The sequence below is a fragment of the Myxococcus sp. CA023 genome (assembly GCF_010998615.1).
Lineage (GTDB): Bacteria > Myxococcota > Myxococcia > Myxococcales > Myxococcaceae > Myxococcus.
Map to the genome: position 1 here is coordinate 42,778 of NZ_JAAEAH010000036.1, position 24,775 is coordinate 67,552.

The 24,775-nt window shown below is 68.8% G+C and carries 20 protein-coding genes; 8 read left to right on the plus strand and 12 right to left on the minus strand.

Annotated features, from left to right (window positions below):
* Nucleotides 1-115 precede the first annotated feature (115 nt).
* The 5 genes from F8M74_RS17365 to F8M74_RS17385 all read left to right on the plus strand — a co-directional run bounded on the left by F8M74_RS17365 (nucleotide 116) and on the right by F8M74_RS17385 (nucleotide 4,382).
* A complete protein-coding gene (locus F8M74_RS17365) occupies nucleotides 116-1,039 on the plus strand; it encodes a transporter (protein WP_171410100.1) in 924 nt (307 codons plus the stop codon).
* 3 nt (nucleotides 1,040-1,042) lie between these two features.
* Complete coding sequence (locus F8M74_RS17370) at nucleotides 1,043-1,810, plus strand: hypothetical protein (protein WP_141254214.1); 768 nt, start codon at nucleotides 1,043-1,045, stop codon at nucleotides 1,808-1,810.
* A complete protein-coding gene (locus tag F8M74_RS17375) occupies nucleotides 1,807-3,117 on the plus strand; it encodes an ATP-binding protein (protein ID WP_141254216.1) in 1,311 nt (436 codons plus the stop codon). The genes F8M74_RS17370 and F8M74_RS17375 overlap by 4 nt, the downstream gene beginning before the upstream one ends.
* Nucleotides 3,114-3,677, plus strand: a complete 564-nt coding sequence (locus tag F8M74_RS17380; protein WP_141254218.1) for a response regulator transcription factor — start codon at nucleotides 3,114-3,116, stop codon at nucleotides 3,675-3,677. The genes F8M74_RS17375 and F8M74_RS17380 overlap by 4 nt, the downstream gene beginning before the upstream one ends.
* A gap of 87 nt (nucleotides 3,678-3,764) precedes the next feature.
* Nucleotides 3,765-4,382, plus strand: a complete 618-nt coding sequence (locus F8M74_RS17385) for a hypothetical protein (protein ID WP_163884464.1) — start codon at nucleotides 3,765-3,767, stop codon at nucleotides 4,380-4,382.
* A gap of 56 nt (nucleotides 4,383-4,438) precedes the next feature.
* Here the strand turns inward: F8M74_RS17385 and F8M74_RS17390 are convergent, their stop codons facing one another.
* Nucleotides 4,439-5,302 carry a class I SAM-dependent methyltransferase gene (locus tag F8M74_RS17390; RefSeq protein ID WP_141254222.1) on the minus strand — a complete coding sequence of 288 codons (864 nt, stop codon included), beginning with the start codon at nucleotides 5,300-5,302 and terminating at the stop codon, nucleotides 4,439-4,441.
* A 78-nt stretch (nucleotides 5,303-5,380) separates the two neighbouring features.
* Between F8M74_RS17390 and F8M74_RS17395 the strand changes: the two genes are divergently transcribed.
* Entirely contained in the window at nucleotides 5,381-5,860 is a 480-nt protein-coding gene (locus F8M74_RS17395) for a helix-turn-helix domain-containing protein (protein WP_141254223.1), read from the plus strand.
* 288 nt (nucleotides 5,861-6,148) lie between these two features.
* On the plus strand, nucleotides 6,149-7,411 hold the full coding sequence (locus tag F8M74_RS17400; protein ID WP_228559426.1) for a DUF1624 domain-containing protein: 1,263 nt from the start codon (nucleotides 6,149-6,151) through the stop codon (nucleotides 7,409-7,411).
* A gap of 15 nt (nucleotides 7,412-7,426) precedes the next feature.
* Here the strand turns inward: F8M74_RS17400 and F8M74_RS17405 are convergent, their stop codons facing one another.
* The 6 genes from F8M74_RS17405 to F8M74_RS17430 form a co-directional block, all read right to left on the minus strand.
* Complete coding sequence (locus F8M74_RS17405; protein WP_141254225.1) at nucleotides 7,427-8,296, minus strand: GNAT family N-acetyltransferase; 870 nt, start codon at nucleotides 8,294-8,296, stop codon at nucleotides 7,427-7,429.
* Between the two features lie 299 nt (nucleotides 8,297-8,595).
* Nucleotides 8,596-10,107, minus strand: a complete 1,512-nt coding sequence (locus F8M74_RS17410; RefSeq protein ID WP_141254227.1) for an ABC transporter substrate-binding protein — start codon at nucleotides 10,105-10,107, stop codon at nucleotides 8,596-8,598.
* Between the two features lie 332 nt (nucleotides 10,108-10,439).
* Nucleotides 10,440-11,846 (minus strand): aldehyde dehydrogenase family protein, encoded by a 1,407-nt coding sequence (locus F8M74_RS17415; protein WP_141254229.1) that lies wholly within the window; start codon nucleotides 11,844-11,846, stop codon nucleotides 10,440-10,442.
* 23 nt (nucleotides 11,847-11,869) lie between these two features.
* Nucleotides 11,870-14,047, minus strand: coding sequence for a 3-hydroxyacyl-CoA dehydrogenase NAD-binding domain-containing protein (locus F8M74_RS17420; protein WP_141254231.1), 2,178 nt, complete (start codon nucleotides 14,045-14,047; stop codon nucleotides 11,870-11,872).
* 40 nt (nucleotides 14,048-14,087) lie between these two features.
* The gene (locus tag F8M74_RS17425) at nucleotides 14,088-15,299 is read right to left on the minus strand and encodes an acetyl-CoA C-acetyltransferase (RefSeq protein WP_141254233.1); all 1,212 of its coding nucleotides are present in this window, start codon (nucleotides 15,297-15,299) and stop codon (nucleotides 14,088-14,090) included.
* A gap of 30 nt (nucleotides 15,300-15,329) precedes the next feature.
* On the minus strand, nucleotides 15,330-15,512 hold the full coding sequence (locus F8M74_RS17430; protein WP_203330807.1) for an acyl-CoA dehydrogenase family protein: 183 nt from the start codon (nucleotides 15,510-15,512) through the stop codon (nucleotides 15,330-15,332).
* Between the two features lie 427 nt (nucleotides 15,513-15,939).
* Between F8M74_RS17430 and F8M74_RS17440 the strand changes: the two genes are divergently transcribed.
* Nucleotides 15,940-16,314, plus strand: a complete 375-nt coding sequence (locus tag F8M74_RS17440; protein ID WP_239004903.1) for a double-CXXCG motif protein — start codon at nucleotides 15,940-15,942, stop codon at nucleotides 16,312-16,314.
* 165 nt (nucleotides 16,315-16,479) lie between these two features.
* Here F8M74_RS17440 and F8M74_RS17445 read toward each other — a convergent pair whose 3' ends face one another.
* The 5 genes from F8M74_RS17445 to F8M74_RS17465 form a co-directional block, all read right to left on the minus strand.
* Nucleotides 16,480-17,505 (minus strand): hypothetical protein, encoded by a 1,026-nt coding sequence (locus F8M74_RS17445; RefSeq protein ID WP_141254235.1) that lies wholly within the window; start codon nucleotides 17,503-17,505, stop codon nucleotides 16,480-16,482.
* 181 nt (nucleotides 17,506-17,686) lie between these two features.
* Nucleotides 17,687-18,946 (minus strand): sensor histidine kinase KdpD, encoded by a 1,260-nt coding sequence (locus F8M74_RS17450; protein ID WP_141254236.1) that lies wholly within the window; start codon nucleotides 18,944-18,946, stop codon nucleotides 17,687-17,689.
* Between the two features lie 243 nt (nucleotides 18,947-19,189).
* On the minus strand, nucleotides 19,190-19,360 hold the full coding sequence (locus F8M74_RS17455) for a DUF4394 domain-containing protein (protein ID WP_216619674.1): 171 nt from the start codon (nucleotides 19,358-19,360) through the stop codon (nucleotides 19,190-19,192).
* Between the two features lies 1 nt (nucleotide 19,361).
* A complete protein-coding gene (locus tag F8M74_RS17460) occupies nucleotides 19,362-21,683 on the minus strand; it encodes a GAF domain-containing protein (protein ID WP_141254240.1) in 2,322 nt (773 codons plus the stop codon).
* Nucleotides 21,684-21,860: 177 nt separating this feature from the next.
* Nucleotides 21,861-24,638 (minus strand): TonB family protein, encoded by a 2,778-nt coding sequence (locus F8M74_RS17465; protein WP_171410099.1) that lies wholly within the window; start codon nucleotides 24,636-24,638, stop codon nucleotides 21,861-21,863.
* Between the last annotated feature and the right edge of the window lie 137 nt (nucleotides 24,639-24,775).

The following is a 24,775-nucleotide window of genomic DNA, read 5'->3' on the forward strand; positions in this document are numbered from 1 at the left end:
ACACCGGCCGCTCGCCTGCCCGCTCGCCCTGCGCCGCCAGCCCTTCCAGGCCATGTCACGCTGCGACAACACGCCACACGCGGGCCTCCAGGCCAGCACGTATGGTGCGCGGGCCGTGAAGAACGCCCTGACCGTCACCCTCCTGTTGTCCAGCGCCCTGCTGCTCGTCCCCACCTCGAGCGCCTGGGCCTGCGCCACCTGCGCTTGTGGCGACCCCACGCTCATGTCCATGGGCACCGAGCAGCCGTTCTCCGGCCGCCTGCGCGTGTCCTCCACCGTCCGGGGCTGGGGCCACACGGTCGGTGAGGAAGGGGTGGACGCCCTGCGCCTGCGCGAGGCGCGCATGGACCTGGCGGTGGCCTACGCGCCGCTCCCCTGGCTGTTCCTCTCCGCCACCCTGCCCCTGCAGGCCCGCGAGGTGCGGCACGTCAGCCTCGCCCGGGACCGCGGCTGGGGCATTGGCGACGTGGAGGTCGCCGCGAAGGTGTTCCTCTTCCAGGACAAGGCCTTCTCCGCGGACCACCTGTTCAGCGTGTTGGGCGGCGTGAAGCTCCCCACCGCGCCCGTGCTGCGCGGTCCGGACGGCGCCCAGTTGGCCCTGGACAGTCAGTTGGGCAGCGGTTCAGTGGATCCACTGGCCGGCCTCGCCTATCAGCACTTCCGCGGCAGTTGGTCCTTCCTGGCCAGCGCGACCGGCTTCTTCCCTACGCGCGGCATCCAAGGCTTCCGTGCGGGTGCCTCCCTCCGCACCACGCTCGCCGCGCAATACCAGCCATCGGCCCGCTGGGCCCTGCGCCTGGGCTTCGACAGCCGCCTGGAAGCGCCGGCCGACTCGGAAGGCGAGCACCAGGGCCACACGGACAGCGAGCGCCATGAGCACACGGGCGGATTCATCGGCTACGCGTCTCCCGACGTGATCTTCAGCCCGGGCATGGACGTCGTCGTCGCGGCGGGCGTGCGCGTGCCCTTCATCAACCAACTGCGTGGCCGCGTTGTCCCCACGCCCATCGCGATGTTGTCCGTCGCCTACGACCTCTGAACCATGCGCTCCTTCCTCAAGCCCGTCACCGTGGGCGCCGCCGCGCTCCTGTCTCTCGCCGGCTGCGGCGGCACCAACGTCCAGGACGGCATGACGCTCGACCTCGCGCTCATCACCGCCCGGGCGCGGCCCATCTCGGGCGCGGCCGGCGCGCGCGAGCTCATGAACGACCAGGGCACCCGCGCCGTCCTCACCAGCGGCTTCGTCACGCTGGGCAGCGTGGAGCTACTCCCCTGCGCAGAGGTCGGCTGGAAACGCTTCCTGCGTCAGCTGTCCCCCGTGGGCACGGCGTGGGCCCACCACACGGTGACTCACCCCACACGGCTGGACTCCGCGCACGTGGTGAACCTGGACGGCGAGGATGGGACGGTCATTCCGCTGGGCGCGGTGCACCCGCCGCCGGGCCGCTACTGCCACGCGCGCCTCAACTTCGAGCCTGCGGGCAACGACGCGCAAGGCTTGGCCGCCGCCGCCCAGGGCGACGCGCCGGTGGACATGGTGGGCCGCAGCCTGCACCTGCGTGGCACCCTGAGCACCGGACAGGACAGCGAGCCCCAGCCCTTCGAGGTGAGCTTCCAGACGCGTGCCTCGGTGGACGTGCTACTGGAGTGGGTGACGCTCTCGGAAGCCAATCCTCACACGCAGCTCGTCTTTGCGCTCTCGTGGGATACGTGGCTGGATGGCGTCAGCGCCGAGCAGCCACCCGCCAACGTGGACCTGGTGGGCAACGTGGCCCGCTCGGTGGTGCCTCCCTCCTCCGTCGCACCATGACGCCTCCGCCCCAAGCCGCCCCACCGCTCCCAGAGCCCGACTCCCGGGCTCGCATCAACCTGGAGTGGCTGCTGCGCTTGCGATGGGGCCTGCTGCTGGGCCAGATGCTCGTCATCGGCGTGGCCGCCTTCGGGTTGGAGCTGGCGCTGCCCGTGTCGGTGTTGTTCGCGCTGCTGGGCCTGGAGGCGCTGACCAACGTGTCGGTGCGGGCGTGGCTGGCGCGCGGCCTCCGGGTGACGGAGGGCACCCTTGGCAAGCTGATGCTGTGGGACACGCTGGTGCTCACCGGCTTGCTGGCCCTCAGCGGCGGCACGCACAACCCCTTCACCACGCTCTACCTGGTGAACGTGGCGCTGGGCACCGTGCTGCTGCCCTCGCGGTGGATGTGGGGTCTGCTCGGCTTCACGCTGACGGCCTTCGGCTCGCTGTTCGTGTTGCAGGACGTGGAGCTGCCAGCGGGCCTGTCGCGGCCGGACCACGCGGAGCTGATGCGGCTGCACATCAACGGCATGTGGGTGGCCTTCGCCGTGGCCGCGGGCTTCATTGTCTACTTCGTCCAGCGCGTCACGCGGGCGCTCGGGGCGCGGGAGCAGGAGCTGGCGCAGGCGCGCGCGCTGCACGCGCGGCGGGAGAAGGTGGCCTCGCTGGCGACGCTGGCCGCGGGCGCCGCGCACGAGCTGTCCACGCCGCTGTCCACCATCGCCGTGGTGACCAAGGAGGTGGAGCGCGCGCTGGCCACCGCGGGCACCTCCGAGTCCGTTCGCGAGGACCTGCGCCTCATCCGCCAGCAGGTGGACCGCTGCCGCGACGTCTTGGTGCAGATGTCCGCGGACGCCGGGCAGACGACGGGTGAGCCCTTCCACCCCGTGCCCCTGGGCCGGCTGGTGGAGGACATGCTGGCGGAGCTTCCCGGCGCGGAGCGGGTGACTGTCGAACTGCCCACCGAGGCCCGCGACTGGCGCGTCCACGGCCCGCCTCGGGCACTGGCCCGGGTGCTGCGCGGGCTGGTGAAGAACGCGCTCCAGGCGTCCCAGGTGTCACGTCCCGTGGAGCTGCGCGTGCGAGCGCGCGGCGAAGGTGCCCTGCTGGAGGTGCGCGACGCGGGCACGGGGATGGCGGCGGACGTGTTGTCCCGGGCGGGCGAGCCCTTCTTCACCACCAAGCCACCGGGCGAAGGAATGGGCCTGGGGCTCTTCCTGGCGCGCACGCTGGTGGAGCAGTTGGGCGGCTCCCTGGAACTGCGCTCGACGCCGGGCCGAGGCACCACGGCGAGCCTCTCGCTGCCGGTGACGGAGGGCGCGCCATGAGCATCGCGAGCGCGGGCACGGAGCAGCGGCCCAGCCTGTTGCTGGTGGATGACGACTCCACCCTGCGCGAGCGGCTGGCCCGCGCCTTCCGTGAGCGCGGCTGGGACGTCACCACCGCGAGGGACTACGACGAGGCCCTGGCCGCCGCGCGCCGCGACTCACCCGAGTACGCAGTGGTGGACCTGCGCATGCCGGGCCGCAACGGCCTGGAGGTGGTGAGGGATTTGCTCGCGGTGGATGCCTCCACGCGCGTCGTCGTCCTCACGGGTTACGGAAGCATCGCCACCACGGTGGATGCCATCCGGCTGGGCGCGGTGAACTACCTTCCGAAGCCCGCGGACGCGGATGACCTGCTCGCGGCCTTCGCGCGTGCGTCCGGCGAGCCCTCCGTCGCGACATCGGAGAGCTTCGAGGCCCCGTCCCTGGCGCGCGCCGAGTGGGAGCACATCAACCGCGTGCTGGCGGACTGCGGCGGCAACATCTCCGAGGCGGCGCGCAAGCTGGGCATCCACCGGCGCTCGCTCCAGCGCAAGCTACAGAAGTACCCGCCTTCCCGTTGAAGCGCTCACGCCTCGCTGGAATTACCGGGTTCGCAATGAGCGAGTGCCCCGTGCCAGTCACTGGCGACCTTTGCTATGGGTGCCGGAATGTCGACCGCACTCCAGACCCGTCCTCCCAGCCACCTCGCCCCCGGCCGCTTCGGCCAGACGCGCTACATGATTCGCCGCAAGTTCTTCAAGCTGTTCGGCGACGCGTTCCACATCTACGACGAGGCGGGCAACCTCGCCTTCTACTCGAAGCTGAAGGCCTTCAAGTTGAAGGAGGACATCCGCATCTACAGCAACGAGGAGATGCGTGAAGAGCTGCTCACCATCAAGGCGCGCGGCATCCTCGACTTCGGCATGACGTACGACGTGACGGATGCCACCACGGGCGAGCGCGTGGGCGCGCTGCGCCGCAAGGGCCTGCGCTCCATCCTCCGCGACCAGTGGCTGGTGCTGGACGCGAATGACCAGGAGGTGGGGAAGATTGAAGAGGACAGCATGATGATGGCGCTGGTGCGCCGCTTCCTGACCGCGCTGATTCCCCAGTCCTTCACCGGGACGATGGGCCTCAACCAGGTGCTCGCCTTCCACCAGCGCTTCAACCCGTTCATCCAGAAGATTGATTTGGACTTCTCCATGGACACCAACCGCCAGTTGGACCGGCGGCTCGGCATCGCGGCGGCGGTGCTCATGTGCGCCATCGAGGGCCGGCAGCAGTAGTCCCCGAACCCTCTCCCAGACTGGTGACGGCGGCTTTCAGGGAGCCGCCCGTCACGTCACGCCGAGAGGGCCTCAGTGGGAGCGCGAGCTTCGACCCGCCAGCAAGCGGCGGTGAACCGCACCTCGTCGCCGTGCACATAGGGGTTGAAGGCGGCGCGGACGGTTTCGATGACGTGAGTCCGGGTCCTCGCGTCGGCTTCGTGAAGAACGCGGCCGAGGGGCCCAAGCCGGGTCACGTACTGGACCAACCCCTGCTCGGGCAGGGTGCATGTGGCATCAATGGGGTGGATGTCGATGTCCATCCAGCCGCTCTGCTCCAGGATGCGATGGACCCGGTCCCCGTCCGCGAAGGCGAACTGGCCCGGCGCGTTCGGCTGGCGGGCGGGCATGTTTGGAAGGAGGGGCGCCGCGGCCCGCTCGGCGGTCGTCATGAACGGGTTCTCCGAGGGGCTTCGCCAGGCGATGAAGCTCAGCCTGGCATTCTCCCTTGCGGAACGTCTCAGGTTCACGAAGGCCTGGACGGCATCGTCGAAGAACATCACGCCGAAGCGTGAAATCACCATGTCGAAGCGCCCTCGCTCGAAGGCGTGATGCTCCGCGTTGGCCTCGATGAAGCTGGCGGCCACATGCTCCGCTTCGGCCCGAGCCCGCGCCGCCGCGAGCATGGGCGCGGAGATGTCGATGCCGACGCAGTGTCCCTGGGCACCGAGCCGCCGCGCGACGGCGAGCGTCGTGCTGCCCGTCCCACAGCCCACGTCGAGCACCTGACGCGCGCCGCGGGCTTGGACGGCTTCGACGAGCAGGTCCTCGAACGGCTTGAACATCCCTTCGAGCAGGTCCCGACTATCGACCCAGGCCTGTCCCGCGGGGCCATTCCAAAGCGCTGCCTGCCCCTCCGGGGGCTGGTGACCAGATGCCATCGCGCGTCTCCCTTCACATGCCTTCAAGAGAAGTGAAGGCCGTACAGTGCCAGTTCAAGTCGACTTGAGGTCAACAGGGTGAGAGACCTGGACATCACCGAGGTAGCCCGGCGCACGGGCGTTCCTGCCTCGACGCTGCGTTTCTATGAGGCAAAGGGCCTGCTCTCCTCGACGGGCAGGCGAGGCCTGCGCCGCCTGTTCAATCCCGACGTGCTGGAGCGGCTCGCACTCATCGCCTTGGGACGCGAAGCCGGCTTCTCACTGGATGAGCTGGCTCGGATGTTCGCGCCGGACGGACAACCGCGCATTGACCGGGAGATGCTAACCGCGAAGGCGGAGGAACTCGACAACACCATCCGGCGGCTGAGCGCCATGCGCGACGGTTTGCGGCACGCCGCGAACTGTCCCGCGCCGAGCCACATGGCATGTCCCAGGTTTCGCCAACTCCTCGCGGTTGCCGCTGCCTCCAGACAAACGCGGGCGCACGAGTCGCACGGGAGCGAAAGCGGGCGCACGCGCCGCCGGAAGCAAGCCCCATCACGTCCGGCGCACGAATAGGTGGCGCCGTCCGTGGGTTCGCGGGCAGGGGGACTCGCGAGCGGCTGAGGCACGAAGCACAAGGAGCAGGCGTCAGGCGGATGGCTCGCATGGACGCTCGCCCAAGGGCGCGTAGGCGACTGAGCAAAACCATAATTGCCACTGCATTGCAAATACAATAAGAACTCATATAATCTTCGCCCACGAGGAAGAACGGGGATTCTTCCCGCTGCGTTCCTCCTGCATGCGAGACATCCCCCTGCTGCCCCCGAGGGCGTTACCAGGGCAGCAGACCCGGGCAAGGAGCGCATGCATGTTCCACGAGCCACCGCGCGGATGCGCCTTCTCCCCTCGCTCGCGATGACACAACTCGCTCAGACACCACTCCCTGCCTTCGCCGCCCCTTCCGCTACCTCGTCGCGTGAGACGGTGAGCACCAAGGGCCGCCGCATCGTCGGCATCGACGCCCTCCGAGGGCTGGTCATGGCGCTGATGATTGTCGACCACGTGCGGGAGTACTTCTACCTGCACGCGCAGGTGAGCGACCCGGTGGTGATATCCACCACGCCGCCCAGCCTCTTCTTCACGCGGTTCGCCGCGCACCTCTGCGCGCCCGTGTTCGTCATCCTGACGGGCGTGGCTGCCTGGCTCTACGGCCAGCGGCACGGAGGGCGCAAAGCGGCCTCCAGCTTCCTGTTCAAGCGCGGCCTCTTCCTGCTCGTACTGGAGCTGACCGTCATCAACTTCGCCTGGACCTTCACGCTCCTGCCCCGGACCTATTACTTCCAGGTCATCGGCGCGATTGGCCTGTCGATGATGGTGCTGTCCGCCCTGCTCTACCTGCCACGACCCGCGCTGCTCACCTTCGCGCTGCTCGTGATTTTCGGCCACAACGTGCTCGACCCGATTCACTTCGAAGCGGGCCAGCCGGGACAGGCTCTGTGGGCGCTGCTGCATGACCGGGGCTTCATCGCCCTTCCGTGGGGCGCGCAGCTCAAGACGTCCTACCCCGTCCTGCCATGGATGGGCGTCATCGCGCTGGGCTTCGTGGTGGGACCGTGGTTCTCGTCCCAGGTCGCCCCAGCGGTGAGGCGCCGCCGCCTGCTTCTGGCGTCCGCCTCATCGGTGGGCCTCTTCGTGCTGCTCCGCCTCATCAACGTCTACGGCGAGCCCCTGCCGTGGTCGCCCGGCGCTACGCCGATGGAAACGGTCATGTCCTTCGTCAATCTGACGAAGTACCCGCCGTCGCTCGACTTCCTGCTGCTGACGCTCGGCGTGGGCGCGGGCCTGCTGGCGCTGCTGGACAAAGCGCCTGCGTCACTGACATCCACCCTGGCGGTGTTCGGCGCCGCGCCGCTGTTCTTCTACGTCGTCCACCTGTACCTGCTGCACGCGATGAACAAGCTCGCGCTGCTCACCTTCGGTCCCAACCAGGGTGCGCTGTTCAGCCTGCCGAATGTCAGCGCACTCTGGCTCGTGGCGCTGCTGACGACGGTGCCCATGTGGTTCGCCTGCCGCGCCTTCGCCGCGCTGAAGGCCCGCTCCTCCAGTCCCTGGATGAGCTACCTCTGACAATCGGCCCCGGGCTCAGGTCCGCGCCATGACGGGAAAGAGGTTCGCCTCACGTGGGGACGTCAGTCCCCGCACGAACAGGTCGGCCTCCATGTCCTCGCCCGCCTCCACCGCGCCGGGCCACCAGCGCTCCGGCGTGAAGCCGAACTGGATGGAGGAAATCGGCCGGTCGATGAGCCGCGGCAGCGCCGCCCGTAAATCAAAGGGCGCACGCGCGAAGATGTCATCGATGAACAGCGTCTCGCCCTCCACCTCCGCGAACACCCAGGCATCGTCACTCAGGGCTCGCAGCGGCCGAGCGAACCCGTTCGCTGCATACCAACTGGCGGCCGTGCCCCGCGCGCCGAAGCGCTCCGTCACCGGCAGCCCCTCGTCCGAGAGCATCCGGAGCCGTGCCCGCACATCCGCCTCCGCCAGGTCGAGCCGCGGCGCCGTCGTCCCTCCCGGCCGCGCCACGTGCGAGGCGGAGAACAGCGTCTGGCGCCGAGGCTCGAAGCCGAAGCGCGGGTAGAACTCCAGCACGCTCTTGTTGGCGAACAGCAGCACGGGCGCGTCACCACAGTGCGCCAGCGCCGCGTTCATCACCTCGCGCGCCAGCCCCCGCCCGCGCTCGGCAGGCAGGCTCCCCACGGCGCCAAGCTGGTAGCCCGTCACCTCCCGCCCTTCGAGCAACAACCGCATCCGCATCACCGAGGCATTGGCCAGCACCCGGCCGTCCTCCACCACCGCGAACGCGCGGTAGTCGTCGTTCCATTCACCCCACTGCGTCCAACGCCGGAAGTCGGCGCGGGTGAAGACTCGCGGCACGTAGTCGCAGAACGCGGCCTGGAGCGCCGAGGTGCCGGGCCCGATTTCAGTGACGGTGGGAACGCGCTTCGAAGCCATCCATCCACCCTACGCGATTCCCACCAGCGGCCAACGGACGCGAGCCCGCACCGGGAATCCCTAACGCGCTGCGTATCATGAGCCTTCACCCGGAAGCCCACCAGTCGCCTGTTGTCACAATGCCAATAGGCAACTGAAGGGTTGCGCGCATGAGCGACCTACCCCCGTCCGCTCATCCCCTCGCCTCCCTGCCTTGCCCCCCAGCAGAATGGCGAAAGTCGAGTCTGAGCCTCGCTGAAGCGATGCGGCTCGTGAGGAAGAGAGGGAGCGGGCTCCCTCCCTTCCCTGGACTTCAGCGTCTACGGGCTGAACATGCCGGTGAGCACGCTGGCGCGGCCTCGAGGCAGCGAGCGCTTGAACGGGCTCGTCGCGAGGCTCGAGCCGGGCTGGTACCAGCTCTGGATTTCCGCGAAGTACGTCCCGCCCGCCCGCAGCACGTCCGGGGGCAGGTACACGCTCTGGAGATCCGTGTGCAGCATCGCCACGCGCGTCGCGGTGGTGGAGCCGTTGCTCGTGCCGAGCCGGTAGATGTTCACCACGTAGTTCGTGGCCGTGCCGATCAGCGGCTTCGACCAGCGCAGCGAGGCGTCGGTCCCCACGCCCGTGAGGTTCTGGAACGCGCCGCGCGTGTTCACCAGGGGCGCCTGCACCGGCCCGACGAGGGGCTCCACGGGCGCGGCGGTGAACGCGCTCGCCTCTTGCTCCACGCGGATGTCCACGCTCATGGTGTAGGGCGTCGCGGTTCCCAGCGCGTAGCTCTGCGTGAAGCCCGCGACGGCGGTCGCCACCTTCTGCCACGCCGCCGGGAGCGGGTTGTTGTAGGTCATGCTCCCCGTGACGATGTCGGTCCGCTGCGCGTCAGGATTGAGCTTCACGAGCAGTGGCGGCCCGCTGATGGACGCGAACGCCGAGCTCAGCGCGGCCGGCCGGGCGGACATCCAGATCTCGTTGTACGTGCTGACCGCGCCCGGGTTCACCTGGGTGCGCATGGCTTCGAAGGCCGAGCGTCTCCAGTCCACCTCGAAGGTGCCTGTCGCGACGGGCTGGGTGAAGGTTCCGTTGACGGTGGTGGGCTGGCCCTCCACCTGCGTCATGCTCGCGTTGAGCACCTTGTGCATCGCGCGGTAGGACACTCCATTCGCGCTCGTCTGCAACCGCATCTGCGCGAGCGAGAACACATCCCCGCGGCTGCTGTCGAGCAGCACCGGGTTGAGCATGTGGGCGTAATCGAAGCTCAGCCCGGAGAGCGACGTGGCGCCCGCCAGGGGGCGCCCCGTGGCGGCGCCGCCCATGTAGCCGAACGCGCCCGCGTTCAACGAATACATGTCCAGGAAGTCCCCCGGATGCCAGGGGGACAAGCCGGTGGCGGACACCGTCACGGGAGTGGGCAGCGAGGCGAAGGTGCCATCGCGGCCCCACTCCGTGGAGCCCAGATCGAACGCGCGGCCGGTGCTCACCAGGTAGCGCGAGCCCAGCTTCAGGTAGATGCGGCCGGAAGGGACGTTCGGCACGGAGATGGTGCCGTCCGCAGAGCCCGTGCCCGGATAGGCCGTGAACGCCCCGGTCGATGAGTCCCGCAGGTATGCCACCACCGACGTGGCGGACTGGTCGTAAGGCTTCGTCTCGTTGCCCGACGTGGCGACGAAGGTGACCGGGCTGGTACCGGTGACATGGGTGACCAGGCCTTGGGTGACCTGGGAGGTCGCGTCCGTCGATACAGAGGATTCCACCGCCTCGGCCTCGTCGAGCCCCGCGCAGCCGACCCCTGTCATGCCGACCAAAAGCCCGAGGGAAATCAATGACATATTCATTGTGAAGGAAACCCTTTCGGCGACGGCCCGAATAGCGCCGTGCAGGGAGATTCATACCGGGTCGGTCTGACTTTTCCGGGAGCGCTTCGACTCCAAATTTCCCTCGGGGATATGAAAGCAAACGCGCTTGTCGGCAGGTGAGCCCGGCAACGGACTCTGTGATGACTGGCGCCATTCGCCTGGTGACTGCGGTCACCGCCGGGGGCCTGGAGCGCGTTGCGTGGTGCCATCCCCTCGCCTCCCTGCCTTGCTCCCCGCAGAATGGCGAAAGTCGAGTCTGAGCGCGGGCGCCGGCCTCCTGGAGAACCCGCCAGGAGGCCGCGGCCTTCGCGTCACAGGAAGCGTTTGAAGAGGTCCAGCTTCCCCGTGTAGGGCGGGTAGCGCAGCTTCAGGTCGAGCAGGAAGGGCCGCTTCACCACACCCTTGCGGTGGCTGAAGGCGTCGAAGCTGGCCTGACCGTGGTAGCCGCCGGTGCCGGACTCCCCCACGCCTCCGAAAGACAGGCCCTTCGCCGCGAAGTGGACGCACACGTCGTTGGCCACCGCGCCGCCGCTCGACGTCTCCGTGAGGACGCGCTCGTTCACCGCCGCGTCCTTGGAGAAGGTGTAGAGCGCCAGCGGCTTCGGCCTCGCGCGGACGAAGCGGATGGCCTCGTCGATGCTCGGACAGTCCACCAGCGGCAGCAGGGGCCCGAAAATCTCCTCCTGCATCAGCGGGCTGGACAGCGGCGCGTCGGTGATGACGGTGGGCGCGAAGAAGCGGCTGTCCGCGTCCCGCTCACCGCCAAAGGCCACTGTCCCGTCCTGCGCCAGCTTCGAGACGCGCTCGAAGTGCCGCGAATTGATGATGCGGCCATAGTCGCGGCTCTCACGCGCGTTCGCGCCGTAGAAGCCGGTGACGGCCTTCTGGACCAGCTCCGTGAAGCGGCCCTTGAGCTCGGGTGGAATGAGCACGTAGTCCGGGGCGATGCAGGTCTGCCCGGCGTTGAGGTACTTGCCCCAGGCGATGCGGCGCGCGGTGACTTCCAGGTCCGCGCTCTTGTCGATGATGCATGGGCTCTTGCCGCCCAGCTCCAGCACGGTGGGCGTCAGGTGCTTCGCCGCGGCCTCCGCCACCACCCGGCCCACCTGGGGACCGCCGGTGAAGAAGATGAGGTCCCAGCGCTCGTCGAGCAGGGCGCGGCTCTCCTCCGCGCCGCCTTCCACGACGGCGACGACGTCCTCGGGGAAGGCTTCTTTCAGCATCCGCGCGAGCACGGCGGACGTCGCCGGTGACAGCTCGCTGGGCTTCAGCACGGCGGTACAGCCCGCGGCGAGCGCCCCGATGAGCGGAGCAATCGCCAACTGATAGGGGTAGTTCCACGGGGCGATGATGAGCGTCACGCCCAGCGGGTCCGAGTACTGCCAGACGCGCGCGGGTTGGATGGCGAGCGGCGCCGCCCCCTTGCGCGGCGCCATCCACGCCTTCACGTTCTTCAGCGCGTCCTTCAGCTCCCCGTAGATGCTGCCCACCTCCGTGAGGTAGGCCTCCTCGGGGCTCTTGGAGAGGTCCGACTGCAGGGCGGCGAGAATCTCCGCCTCGTACTTGCGTGCCGCCCGTTCGAGCACCTGCAACTGCTCCCGTCGCCACGCCAGCGGCAGCGTGGCACGGGTCTCGAAACGGGCCCGCTGCTTCTCGACGAGCGCCTTCGCATCGAACGAAGGTGGAACGGCAGCGAGACGACTGGAGCCCTGCGTCATCGGACCTCTCCTTGTGTGAGCTGCTACTTCAAGAGTTCGCCTCTTTCGGCCTTCTCGACGAGCGACGCCGGCGGCTCGAAGTGCGCACCGTAGCGCTGCGCGAGCTCACGCGCGCGGGCAATGAAGCCCCGCGGCCCGTTGCCCGTCCGGCCCTCATAGCCGTTGATGAACTGCGCCACGCCGCCCGTCCACGCCGGGAAGCCGATGCCGAGGATGGAGCCGATGTTCGCGTCCGCGGCGGAGCGCAGCACGCCTTCGTCGAAGCAGCGCACCGTGTCGATGGCCTCGGCGAACAGCATCCGCTCCTTCATGTCCTCGAAGGGGATGCTGTGGCCGGGCTTGGTGAAGTGCTGCGCCAGCCCCGCCCACAGGCCCGTGCGCTTGCCGTCCACGTAGTCGTAGAACCCGCCGCCGGTGGAGCGGCCCTTGCGCTGGTGCTGGTCAACCATCGCGTCCATCACGGCGTAGCTGCTGTGCTCCGCCCAGGGCTTGCCCTCCGCCAGGATGGCCGCCTTCGTCTCCTGACGAATCTTGCGCGGCAGCGTCAGCGTGAGTTCGTCCACCAACTGGAGCGGGGCGGCGGGGTAGCCCGCCTGGAGGCCGGCCTGCTCGATGGAGGCGGGCGAGATGCCCTCGCCCACCATGGCGATGGCCTCGTTGAGGAAGGTGCCGATGACGCGGCTGGTGAAGAAGCCCCGGCTGTCGTTGACGACGATGGGCGTCTTCCCAATCTGCACCGCGATGTCGATGGCCTTCGCGAGCGTGGCGTCGCTCGTCTTCTTGCCCGCGATGAGCTCCAGCAGCGGCATCTTGTCCACGGGCGAGAAGAAGTGCATGCCCACGAAGTCCTCCGTCCGCTTCACGCCCTCGGCGAGCACGGAGATGGGCAGCGTGGACGTGTTGGACCCGAGCACCGCGTCCGTGGCGACCACGTCCTGCACTTCCTGGAAGACCTGGTGCTTGAGCTTCACGTCCTCGAATACGGCCTCGATGACGAGGTCACACCCCTTGAGGTCGGCGGCGTCCGTGGTGGGGTGGATTCGCGCCAGCAGCGCGTCCCCCTTCTCCTTCGTGGACTTGCCCTTCTGAATGGCCTTCTCCACCAGCTTGACGGAGTACTGCTTGCCCTTCTCCGCCGACGCGAGGCTCACGTCCTTGAGCACCACGTCGATGCCGGCCTTGGCGCAGACGTAGGCGATGCCCGCGCCCATCATCCCCGCGCCCAGCACGCCCACCTTCTTCGCGGTGTGCTGCGGGTAGTCCTTGGGACGGCCGCCACCGGAGTTGATGTGCTGCATGTCGAAGAAGAACGCCTGAATCATGTTCTTCGCGACCTGCCCGGTGACGAGCTCCGTGAAGTAGCGCGACTCCACGGTGAACGCGGTGTCCACGTCCACCTGCGTGCTCTCCACGGCCGTGGCCATGATGGCGCGGGGCGCCGGCATGTTCGCGCCCTTGAGCTGCTTGCGCAGGTTCGCGGGGAACGCGGGCAGGTTCGCCGCCAGGCCCGGAGACGACGGCGTTCCGCCCGGAATCTTGTAGCCCTTCTGGTCCCACGGCTGCTGCGCGGTGGGATGGGCCTTCACCCACGCCTTGGCCGCGGGTAGCAGCGCCTCCACGGAGTCCACCACGTCATGGACCAGGCCGACCTCCTTCGCCTCCTGCGGGCGGTAGCGCTGGCCCTGGAGCAGCACCTTCATCAGCGCGTCCACGATGCCCAGCATCCGCACCGTGCGCACAACGCCGCCGCCACCGGGCAAGAGGCCCAGCGTGACTTCCGGCAGACCCACCTGGGCGCCCTTCACGTCCGCGATGATGCGGTGGTGGCAGGCGAGCGCGATCTCCAGCCCGCCGCCCAGCGCCGCGCCGTTGATGGCCGCGACCACGGGCTTGCCCAGCGTCTCCAGCGTGCGCAGCTGCGCCTTGATTTCCTGCCCCAGCTCGAAGGCCTGCTTCGCGTCCTCCTTGCGCACCTTCTGCAGGTCCTTCAAATCACCACCGGCGAAGAAGGTCTTCTTCGCGGAGGTGAGGATGACACCGGTGACGGTGTCATTCTCCTTGACCAACCGGTCCACCGTCGCGCGCATGGACTTCAGGTACGCGGCGTTCATGGTGTTCGCGGACTGGTTCGGGTCATCCAACGTCAAGACGACGATGCCGTCGGCGTCCTTGTCCCAGCGGATGGTGTTCTGCTCGCTCATGGGGTTCGCTCGAATCCTGTCGAAGTGTTGGAAGAGAAGCTCAGACGCGCTCGATGAGGGTGGCCACGCCCATGCCACCACCGACGCACAAGGTGATGACCGCGCGGCGCGCCTTGCGTCGCTCCAGCTCGTCCACCATCGTCCCCAGAATCATCGCGCCCGTGGCGCCCAGCGGGTGCCCCATGGCGATGGCGCCGCCGTTCACATTCAGCTTCTCGTCCGGAATGCCGAGGTCCTTCTGGTACTTGAGCACCACCGAGGCGAAGGCCTCGTTGAGTTCGAACAGGTCGATGTCCTTCACCGACAGGCCCGCAATCTCCAGCAGCTTCTGGGTGGCCGGAATCGGGCCGGTGAGCATGATGGTGGGGTCCGAGCCGGACGTGGCCACCGCGGCGATGCGCGCGCGCGGCGTGAGGCCCAGCGACTTGCCCACCTGCTCGGAGCCGATGAGCACCAGCGCCGCGCCGTCCACGATGCCCGACGAGTTGCCCGGCGTGTGGACGTGCTCGATGCGCTCCACGAAGTGGTACTTCTGCAAGGCCACCGCGTCGAAGCCGCCCGCCTCGCCCATGACGGAGAAGGACGGGTTGAGCTTGCCGAGCGACGCCACGGTGGAGTCCGGGCGCATGAGCTCGTCATGGTCCAGCACGGTGAGGCCATTCTGGTCCACCACCGGGACGACGGAGTTCTTGAAGTACCCGCCGGCCCACGCCTGGGCCGCCAGTTGCTGCGAACGGGCCGCGTAGCGGTCCACGTCCTCGCGCGTGAAGCCCTCAATGGTGGCGATGAGGTCCGCGGAGATGCCCTGCGGGACGAAGTAGGTGTCGAAGTTGGTGGCCGGGTCCATGGCCCAGGCGCCGCCGTCCGAGCCCATGGGCACGCGCGACATGCTCTCCACGCCGCCCGCGATGACCAGGTGCTCCCAGCCCGAGCGCACCTGCTGGGCGGCCATGTTCACCGCCGTGAGGCCGGACGCGCAGAAGCGGTTGAGCTGCACGCCGCCCACCGTCTCTGGCAGCCCCGCCGCCAGCACCAGGGTACGGGCGATGTCGGCGCCCTGCTCACCCACCGGCGACACGACGCCGAGCACCACGTCGTCGATGCGCTTGGGGTCCAGGTTCGGGTGACGCTTCTTGAGCGCGTCCACCAGCCCGGTGAGCAGCGTGATGGGCTTGGTACCGTGCAGCGCGCCTTTCCTGCCCTTGCCGCGAGGGGTCCGGACGGCGTCGAAGATGAATGCTTCCTGGCTCACGAAGAGCCTCCTTGGGACGGGGATGTGGGTCTAAAGGGAACGGGCGACGAGCTCTTTCATGACCTCGTTCGCGCCGGCAAGGATTCGCGGCACACGCGTGTCCGCGAACAGGTGGGCGATGGGGTACTCCTTCATGTACCCGTACCCCCCGAACAACTGCAAGCAACGGTCGGCGACGATGCACGCCTGGTCCGCCACCCAATATTTCGCCATCGTGTACGCCGGGTGCAGCCCCAGCCGGCGCGGCGAGAGGTTGACCGGCGGACAGCGACAGGATGTGCGGATGCGGCGCCGGGGCGCTGGCGTTGTTCACGCAGAAGTCGATGCCGCCAAAGCGCGCCACGGCCCTTGTCACGCGCTCCCCGCTGTCCGCGTCGGCGCTGCCCTCGGATTGCGACGTGCAGTGTGCCGACGAAGCGCCCTGCTCGCTCGTTTGTGCGGTGCCCTGGGGGGAGTCGCATCATCACCTGTGAGCGATGGTTCAGCGACTACGAACTGGGCGACACGTGCACGCCGGACGCCCAGATTCCTTCCGAGGAGGAGGATGAACTGTCGTCGGTGGAGCCGCGCCAGAGCAACGAGCCCGGCATGGCGGCGGCATCGAGGGTGGGCTCGATTGCGCGAACAGGTGCGGCCCCAGATGCCCCCCGGGTTCGCGTTGATGCCCGAGACCAAGTTTGGCCCGATGACCGGACGCGCCTCCGGAACCTTTGGACAGCTACATCTTCAAGCGTGGACCCTGAGCCTCCGCCGTGAAGCGCTGAAACAACTGCGGCAAGCAGGATTGCAAGGGCTGAACGGCTGCCCGATGCAACTCAAGCGAAGCGGAAGGAACCCGCCCGAGCTGCTCGAACTCCAGCTGACGCCCTGTGGACGCGTCCACCCGGACTGCCTTCCGTCCGTCAGGTCCCGGTCCGCTGACCCACGGCCACGAACAACGACGCATCAGGCAAACCGCTCCCTGCCCCCAGCGAAGCGCGGGAGGTGTGGATACATATCGCGGACAGCCATTTGAATGAGCCGGGCGTGCGGGGAAGGCCCGGGGACAACCCACATCTTCAGCCTGGATGCGGCGGCCGCCGCGTTCGGACAGGCTGGGACTTCCACGGCATCCTCCCGAGGGGTAGGAGGAAAAGCCGCCACTGCGCGCGGCACGGGGGCGCCGCGAAGACGTCAGCGCCTAGCAGGCGCCACAGTCCGCGGCGCAGCTGTCCGGCGTGTTGCTGGTGCCGCAGCTCTCGGAGAGCTGGCACGTCCCATCACCGCACTTGTAGATGTCCTGGGGACGGATGCGGGTGGTGAGCGGGCGGTACGTCACGCCGTTGTACGTGCAACGCGTGTAGTACGTCCGCGTGGAGTCCTGCTGGCAGTGCGTCAGGGCAGCCCCCACGTGGGTGATGACGGCCGCGCAGTCCGGGTCCCCGCTCCACGACGACAGGCCGCACGCGCGCACCGTGCTCTCGTCGTAGGCCAGATAGGGCGCGTCATTGGCCGCGAAGAGTCCCTGACCATTGAAGAGGTTGCCGAAGAAGACGGCCTCATTCTGGTTGTAGGTCTGCACTTCCTCGGCCGTCGTCGGAATGGCGGTGCCCTGCGAGTCCTTGCCCTGCACGGAGATGTTCAGGTGCACACCGTACTTGTTCACGTGTGCCGCCAGGCAACTCGACACCAGCTGCTGCTCGGACTCCGGGGCAACCGGGGCGCCCGGGCTCGACGGAGGCGGAGGCGTAGGGCTCGACCACGTCGGCGCCAGCCCCAGGGAACCCTGCCAGGTGTGCGTGGTGCCCGCATGCGTGTACGTCAGGGACTGGCCGGAGGCGAGCGCGCACCGGACGATGTATCGCATCACCTCCTCGGCCTTGACGGGGTCCGCGCTGAACCACGTGTTGAAACCATTCGTCGACAAGCCGTTCGTCGACAGTCCATTCGTCGACAAGCCATTCGTGGATAGGCCGTTTGTCGACAAGCCGTTCGTCGACAGCCCGTTCGTGGACAAGCCATTGGTGGACAAGCCATTGGACGACACCAACTCGTCCGACTGGGTGCCCAGCGTCTCGCTCGCCGTATCCATCGGCTCCGCCGGGCCACACCCCACGGCGGCGACAAGAAGCAACGCTGGCAGCAGCTCCCACCGGTGCGCACAACGGCGCCCGGCGTAGGTGACCTTGGAGCTGGTACAGGTCTTCGAAGTGGGGTGGTGATACATGGCTGCCTCCGGTTTTTGGGGGTAGCCGCGTTTCTCGCGGCCAAGATAACCGGTAGTCCTTCTTTTCCCCTCTGACAGGTGCCCTCTCGGGCAGTTCGCGCACGTCGGTCATGCGGCAAACACGTAGTCCGTGCGCCGGCTGACGCTCAGCATCCGCTCCGCCCAGCCGCCAACATTGCAGTCACACGCGATGTCTCACGCCCGAGGGTGCGGGCGCCTGCGACTGTCGCGCGTCTCGTGGCATTTTCACCGTAAAGGTCGTTCCCTCTGCCTCGGAGGAGGACACGCACACAGTTCCTCCGTGCGCCTGGACGATTTGTTTCACGATGAAGAGTCCCAACCCCAGGCCACCGGCGCCGCGACGGTGGCCCTTCCCAGGAGCAGTGCCCACCTGGCGAAACGGGTCGAACAATGTCTCCAGCTGTTGAGGCGGAATGGGCGTCCCGGTGTTGTGGACCTCCAGGACCTGCTCACCGTCCACGGCGATACATTTGAGCCGAACGGGCGTGTCCTCGGCGCCGTGCTCCAGCGCGTTGCCCACCAGATTGCTGAGCACCTGCGCCATCCGGTCCGCGTCCCAGAAGCCCTCCGACGCGCCCTCCACGTCCAGGGTGATGTGCCGGCCCGGATGCGCGGCGGACAGCTCCTCCACCACCATCCGGCAGATGATGGCCAGGCTGACCGTCCCCAGGTGCAGGGGGATGCCACCCGCCAGACGCGCGCGGGTGAGGTCGAGGATGTCGGAAATCATGGCGCCCATCCGCGCGGCGCTCGCCTCGATTCGCTGGGCGCATTGCTGCTGCTGGGCCGCCGGCAGCGTGCGTTGCGCCATGGCTCGCGCGGACAGGGAAATGGCATTCAGGGGGTTGCGCAGGTCGTGCCCGAGGATGCCGATGAACCGCTCACGAAACTCCGCCTCCTCGGTCAGCCGCTCCAGCGCGAGGTGGCGCGCGTTGCCATCCAGGGCCTCGCGGGTCAGCCGGGCCGTCGCGTGCTCCAGCGCGCCCTCCGCCCGGTGGCGGGCCTCGCGCTCACGCTCCAGCGCCTCGCGAAGCGCCTGCGCGTCGTCCGCGTCATCGGGCAGCAGCCACAGCACGAAGGCATCCAATGCCTTCATGCCCACGGCCCGGAAGCGCGCCTCCATGCCCTCGCGGGTGATGCGCAGCACGACGGACACCGGCTCGCCCGTGTCCACCACGCGCACGCAGTCCTCCAGGCGCAGCCCTCGCACGCCCTCCTGCTCCCAGCGCGACACACATGGAGGCAGGGCCCAATCGTGCGCCACCGGCTCAGCGGACGCCTCGAGCGCGGCCTGGCGCAAGTCGACCACCTCCCCCGCCGTCCCTCGCACCGTCTCGAAGCGCAGGCAGGGCGCGGCGCCCCCCGCATGCGTCGTCCAGGTCCAGGCGGAGCCCCACTTCGACGAAAGACACACCCCCATCGACGTCCCCCCGGCACGCCCTCCAGCTCCGATGCTCGACGCTCGGTCGCGGAACGCACACGAGACAAGAGTGACAAATCTCCGGGAGCGCGAACTTGTACGTGAGTACCGGTGCGACCTTCAGTGCTCACTCCGCGCCAGTGCCAACGCGCCACGCGGCCCGGCACCCGCCGCGGTGTCCTCATTCCGCAATGGCCCTGCGCGAACGGCCAGGGCCCCGGCGCGCTCGCCCAGGACTCCGGCTCAATACATGATGGCGATGTCACGCAGCTCGGGTCCGGAGGCACCGCCGAGGAAGGCCTGCTCCGGCATCGTGGCGGCACCTGTCATCAGGTTGACCTGGTACAGGACGTACGGGCCGTCACCGTTGAGGTCTCCCACGTCGTCGAGCAAATCGATGGACGGGACGGGCAACTCAGCCCGCCGCACGCGGCAGGCGCACGGTGAAGGTGGTGCCGTGCTGTTCGGAGGACACCACCTCCACGCCGCCGCCGTGGCCGCGCACGATGTCCTGCACGATGTAGAGCCCCAGGCCGATGCTGCGGGTGGACTGGCCCTCCGTCAACGCGCCCCGTGTCAGCGGCTCGAACAGGCGAGGCAGCAACTCACGGGGGATGGGGGCGCCCCCGTTGAAGACAGACAGCAGCGCGGCCTCGCCCTCCAGCCGCGTATCCACCCGCACCGGGGCGTCCGCGGGGCTGTAGGCCAGGGCATTGCCCAGCAGGTTCGTGAGCACCTGGGCGATGCGGTCCGAATCCCATTCGCCGCGCACCTCGCCCTGGACCGCCACCTCCACGCGACGCTCGGGGTTGGCCACCAGGAGCTCATCCACCACCTGGTGCACCACCTCCCGCAAATCGGTGGTCTGGCGGTGCAGGGCAATGCCGCCGCCCAGCCGGGCCTTGGTGAAGTCCAGCAGGTCGCGAATCATCCGGGCCGCGCGCTCGGTGGCCTGGCCAATGCGCCACACCATGCGCTTCTGCGGCTCCGTCAACTCACCCTTCTTCTCCAGCAGCCCCGCCGACATGGAGATGGCCGCCAGGGGATTGCGCAAGTCGTGGGAGACGATGCCCACCAACTGCTGTTCGAACTCGGCGCGCCGGCGCAGCTCCTCTTGCGACCGCTGCTGCTCCGCGAACAGGCGCGCGTTCTCGATGGAGAGCGCCGCCTTCGCCGCCAGCTCCTCCACCAGCTCCTGGTCCTCCTGGGTGAAGCTCCGGCCCGGGCCCATGCGCCCCACCGACAGCGTTCCCACCACCTTGCCCTGCGTCCGCAGCGGCACGCACAGCAGGCTGCGCAGCGCCTCGCCCTGTCCCAGCTCCCGCTGTGGGTCCTCCGGCAACTCGGGCACGAGGAGCGGCCGTCCGCCACGGAGCACGAAGTCGCTCAGCCCCTCGCCGGGGAGCAGCGGCGCCCCGTCCTCCCCCTGATTGGAATGGCTGGCCGCCACCTCCAGCCGCGTCCCGTCGTCGGACAGCAGGCACAGCGTGCACGTGTCCCCCAGGAAGTAGGCGACCTGGCGGGTGATGGTGTCCAGCAGCACGGACAGGTCGCGGTTCGTCGCATCGAAGGCGTCGGACGCTTCCGTGAGCATCTGCAGCCGGGCGGCGGCGGCCCGGGCCACGGCATGGGCCCGGCGCTCCTCCGCCGTCAGGTGCACCCGGTCCAACGCCTGGGCACACGCGTGCGCCAGCGCGGTGAAGAAGGCCCGGTCCATCTCCGTGAAGGTCCGGGGCCGCGCGAAGGACAGGCCAATGGCGCCCAGCGCCCGCCCCTTCACCAGCAAGGGCAGCGCGAGCGCCGCCTCGTGAAGGCCTCGCGTATCCATGAGCGGATAACGCGCGCGCCACTCCTCCGGCGACCCCACCCAGATGGCCTGCTGCTCCCGCAGCGACTCCACCAGCGGCATGGCCGCCGTCATCGGAATGCGCCGCCACCGGCACAGCACGCTCTCCGGATAGCCAATGGCATCCACCACCTCCAGCGCATCGCCCTCTGCGTCCAGGAGGTTGACGGTGCCCGCCTTCGCGCCAGCGGCCACCAGCCCTTGTTCGAAGAGCGCGCGGCACACCTGCGGCACGGTGGCCGCCTCCGACAACCGGGCGGTGAAGTCCCGCAACCGGTCGATGTAGCCCGCGGCCCTCAGCGCGGCATCCCGCGCCTCGGCTTCCTTCTGCCGCAGCAGCTCCGACTGGCGCCGCACCTGCTGCTGCGCGCGGAACAACTCCACGAAGACGGACACCTTCGAGCGCAGCACCTCCGGCGGAAAGGGCTTCTGGAGGAAGTCCACCGCGCCGGTGGCGTAGCCGGTGACGAGCTCCGCGTCATCGCGGCCGTAGGCGGTGAGGAAGATGATGGGGACGTTGCGCGTGCGCTCACGCTGCTTGATGAGCGCCGCCGTCTCGAAGCCGCTCAGCCCCGCCATCCGCACGTCCAGCAGGATGACGGCGTAGTCCTCGCGCAGCAGGAAGCGCAGGGCCTGCTCCCCCGAACAGGCCTTGTCCATGCGCACGCCCAGCGGCTCGAGGATGGCCTCCAGCGACACCAGGTTCGACACATGGTCATCCACCAGCAGCACGGCGGGGGTGTCCGAAACGGCCTTCGCCTGGCGATGGGGGGCTTCATCCGAAATCCGCAGGTGAGTCAGCGCCAGCCGGCTGGCCACGGTGGCCCCCCGACTGAAAGGAATGCCCCCGCGCGGCAACGGCACCATCATCGGAATCCCGTCCTGCGACATGAAGAAGTCACCTGGTGTGCGGTGGTCAGGAACTCGGCCCGACGTCTCCGGGCCCCCAGGAGCGGAGCGGCCCCCGGAACAACTGGCGGCGCGGGATTACACCGCGTGGCGCGCCATCCTGCCCGGATGAAGGCGGAGGCGCGGCGCCAAGCGTGCGCTATCCATCAGTCCGCGTGCTCAGTAACGACCCTTCACGCCCAGGATGGGTAGGGCGATGGGAAGCCCCACCGCGTCCTTGCGCAGCGGGAAGCCGTTGCCACCCCCGTACTCGAAGCCCAACGTCTCCCGACGGAGCGTGACGTTGAGCATGTCCAGATACGCCTCCAGGCTGAAGGTGTCATAGACCCACGACTTGGACAGCCGCACGTCGAACCGGAGGAAGGCCGGCAGCCGGTCCACGCGATCTCGGTCTGCCTTGACCCAGGCGGGCCTGCCGGAGGTGTCTTCGCCAGGGCGGTGCGTCTGCGTTCCCAGGGTGTCGTATTCAGGGCGCCCGGTATTGAAGTGCAGCACCCCGCCCAGCGTGATGTTGTTGGCGAACTTGTAGCTGAGCACCAGGTTGAGGATGTGCGTCTGGTCGAAGGCGAAGGGCAGGTCCGCCTCCGCCTCGCCCACCCGGTGGCCCTCCGCATCGTAGCGGTAGAAGCGCGTGCGGCGCGTGCTGCGCTGGAGCGAATACGACAGCCAGCCGAACCAGTTGTCCCCCAGCGGGTGGCGCAGCAGGAACTCCATGCCGTAGGCCATGCCACTGCCGCGGAAGTCCGGGAAGTCGAAGCCCGAGCGGTCGGGGATGCCGCCGCCGTCCCCCAACTGCATGCCGCGTCGCAGGCCCGCTGGAGGAGTGCCGGTGTCCGGCGTGTCGTCGTCCACCAGGCCTTCGTCGGCGAAGGGCGTCAGCTCGAGGGTCCGCAGCATGGGGTTGAGATAGACGTCCAGCCCCACCTCCAGACCGCGCCACGCCTTCCATTCCGCGCCGACGGAGAGCTGCACGCCTTGCTGGAGCCCCAGCAGCAGGCTTCCCACGTCCACCACGGGCAGGCTGATGAGGGTGGTGGGCGGCTGATGGAAGAGGCCCGCCCCGCCCTTGAGCGTGAGCGATTCCGACACCTTGTGACGCACGGTGAGACGCGGCTCCAGCGCGCGACGATCAATCCCCGGCGACAGGTGGTAGTTGTCCACGCGCAGGCCGGGCACCACGGCCCACTTCTCATGGGGCTGCCACACCAGCTCCGCCCACGCTCCCATGAAGGTACCCAGCGCCACGGGCGCCACCTCTACGTCCGCGTCGGAGCCGCCGTCCTGCTGGAGCAGCTCGACGATGGCGCGCTTGTGCTCCACGTCCGCCCCGGCGCGCAGCGTGGCGCTGGGTGACAGCGTCGCGCTGTAGCCCAGGCGCGCGGACCAGTGCCCCTGGTCGATAAGGATTTCGGTGGCCTCGCCAGGGGGACTGCGGCTGACGATGGCGAAGCGATCCAACCCCCACGTCCCGCCCACCTCCAGCTCACCGGGCCCCACGGGGTGCCGGTGCCGCAGGTCCACCCGGTGGAAGACAATGGATTGCATCGCGGTGTCGCCCCATTCGTCCTGGGCCTCCGAACCGAAGGTGTCCGAGGAGCCAAAGGCAAACAGGCGCAGCGTGCCCTCGCCCAGTCGCTGTTCCACCCGGCCCTGATAATCCCAGAAGTCGAGCACCACCTTGGGGTTCTCCCGCCCGGGAGGGGGCGGTGCCTGGATCTGGTTCGCCGCCAGGGCGACGAGCCAGGGCGTATAGGAATAGCGGCCGGCCAGGCTGACGTTGGTGCCGGTGTCCTTGAACGGCGTCTCGATGAAGAAGCCCGCGTTGATGAAGTCCGCGTAGGCACTGCCGTGGACGCCGTCATCCCGCGGGCGGCTGAGACGCCCGTCGATGGCGCCCCCCATCAACCGCCCATACCGGGGCGGCGGCGAGCCCGGATAGAAGTCGATGGCGTCGATGAAGTCCGGGTGGATGACGGCCGGGCCCAGGAACAGGTGGAAGAGGATGGGGACGCGGATGCCATCCAGGAAGTAGCCCGTGGCCGCGGGCTGGCTGCCGCGCACCACCGGGTAGGCCACACCGGACACCATGCTGCCCACGCCGGGCAGCAGCATGACGACGCGGAAGGGGTCCCCCATGGTGCCAGGCACCTCGCGCAACTCCGCGTCATGCAGGGTGACGCGGCTCACCTCCGTGCGCTCGCGGTCTCCCCGCACCACCGTCTCGTACGGATTGATGATGAGCGGCTCCAGCCCGTACACCACCTCCAGCGCCTCGTTCGCCTTCAGACCCTCGCGGAAGACGCCGGGCTTGTGGCCGGGGGCGGTGATACGCACCGCATGCACGCCCGCGGGCCAGCGCGCCTCGAAGCGTCCGTCCACGTCCGTCTGCACCGGCGCGTCCGGCTGCGCGTCCGACACCAGCGTGGCCCCCACCAGCGGCCGGCGGTTGCCCTTGATGCGCACCAGGCCCTTCAGGGTGACGGGAGCCGCGGGCGTGGCACCCTCGGACATGCCCGGCGCGGGCGCCTCGAAGCGGTACTCGAAGAAGATGCGCACGGCCACCGGCAGGCCGTCCAGGGTGGCGGGGGCGAAGCGCAGCGACGGCGCCGCGTGCAGCGCCGCCCGGTCCAACAAGGGATGCAGCCCTTCCACCAACGTGGCGGACTCCACCTCGCCCGCGTCGTCGATGAGCAACTCCAGCTTCACCACCCCCGCGACGCCGTCGGACGCCAGCCCGGGCGGATAGGGAGCGGGCGAGTCCCGCACCATCGCGGGCGGAGTGAACGCGGGCTCGGGCACGCCCGCGTCCTCAGAAAAGGGCGCATCCGTCTCCACGGCCCAGCCCGCGTCGGTGCGTTGCAGCTCCCGCTCGGCCCGGGCGGCGCCCCCGTCCTCCGGCGTCCCCGCGTCCTGTGCGTGCGCCCGAGTCCCGAGCATGAAGAGGGCCACCACGGCGACCGCCGTTCGCGTTGCTGCCCTGACTGTCCACCACCCAAGTCCGCGGGTCATTCCCTCACCAAGCGGGGCACTGCGCACCCCGTCCCCCATGAGGCCAGGGAGACGGCGGAGTGACA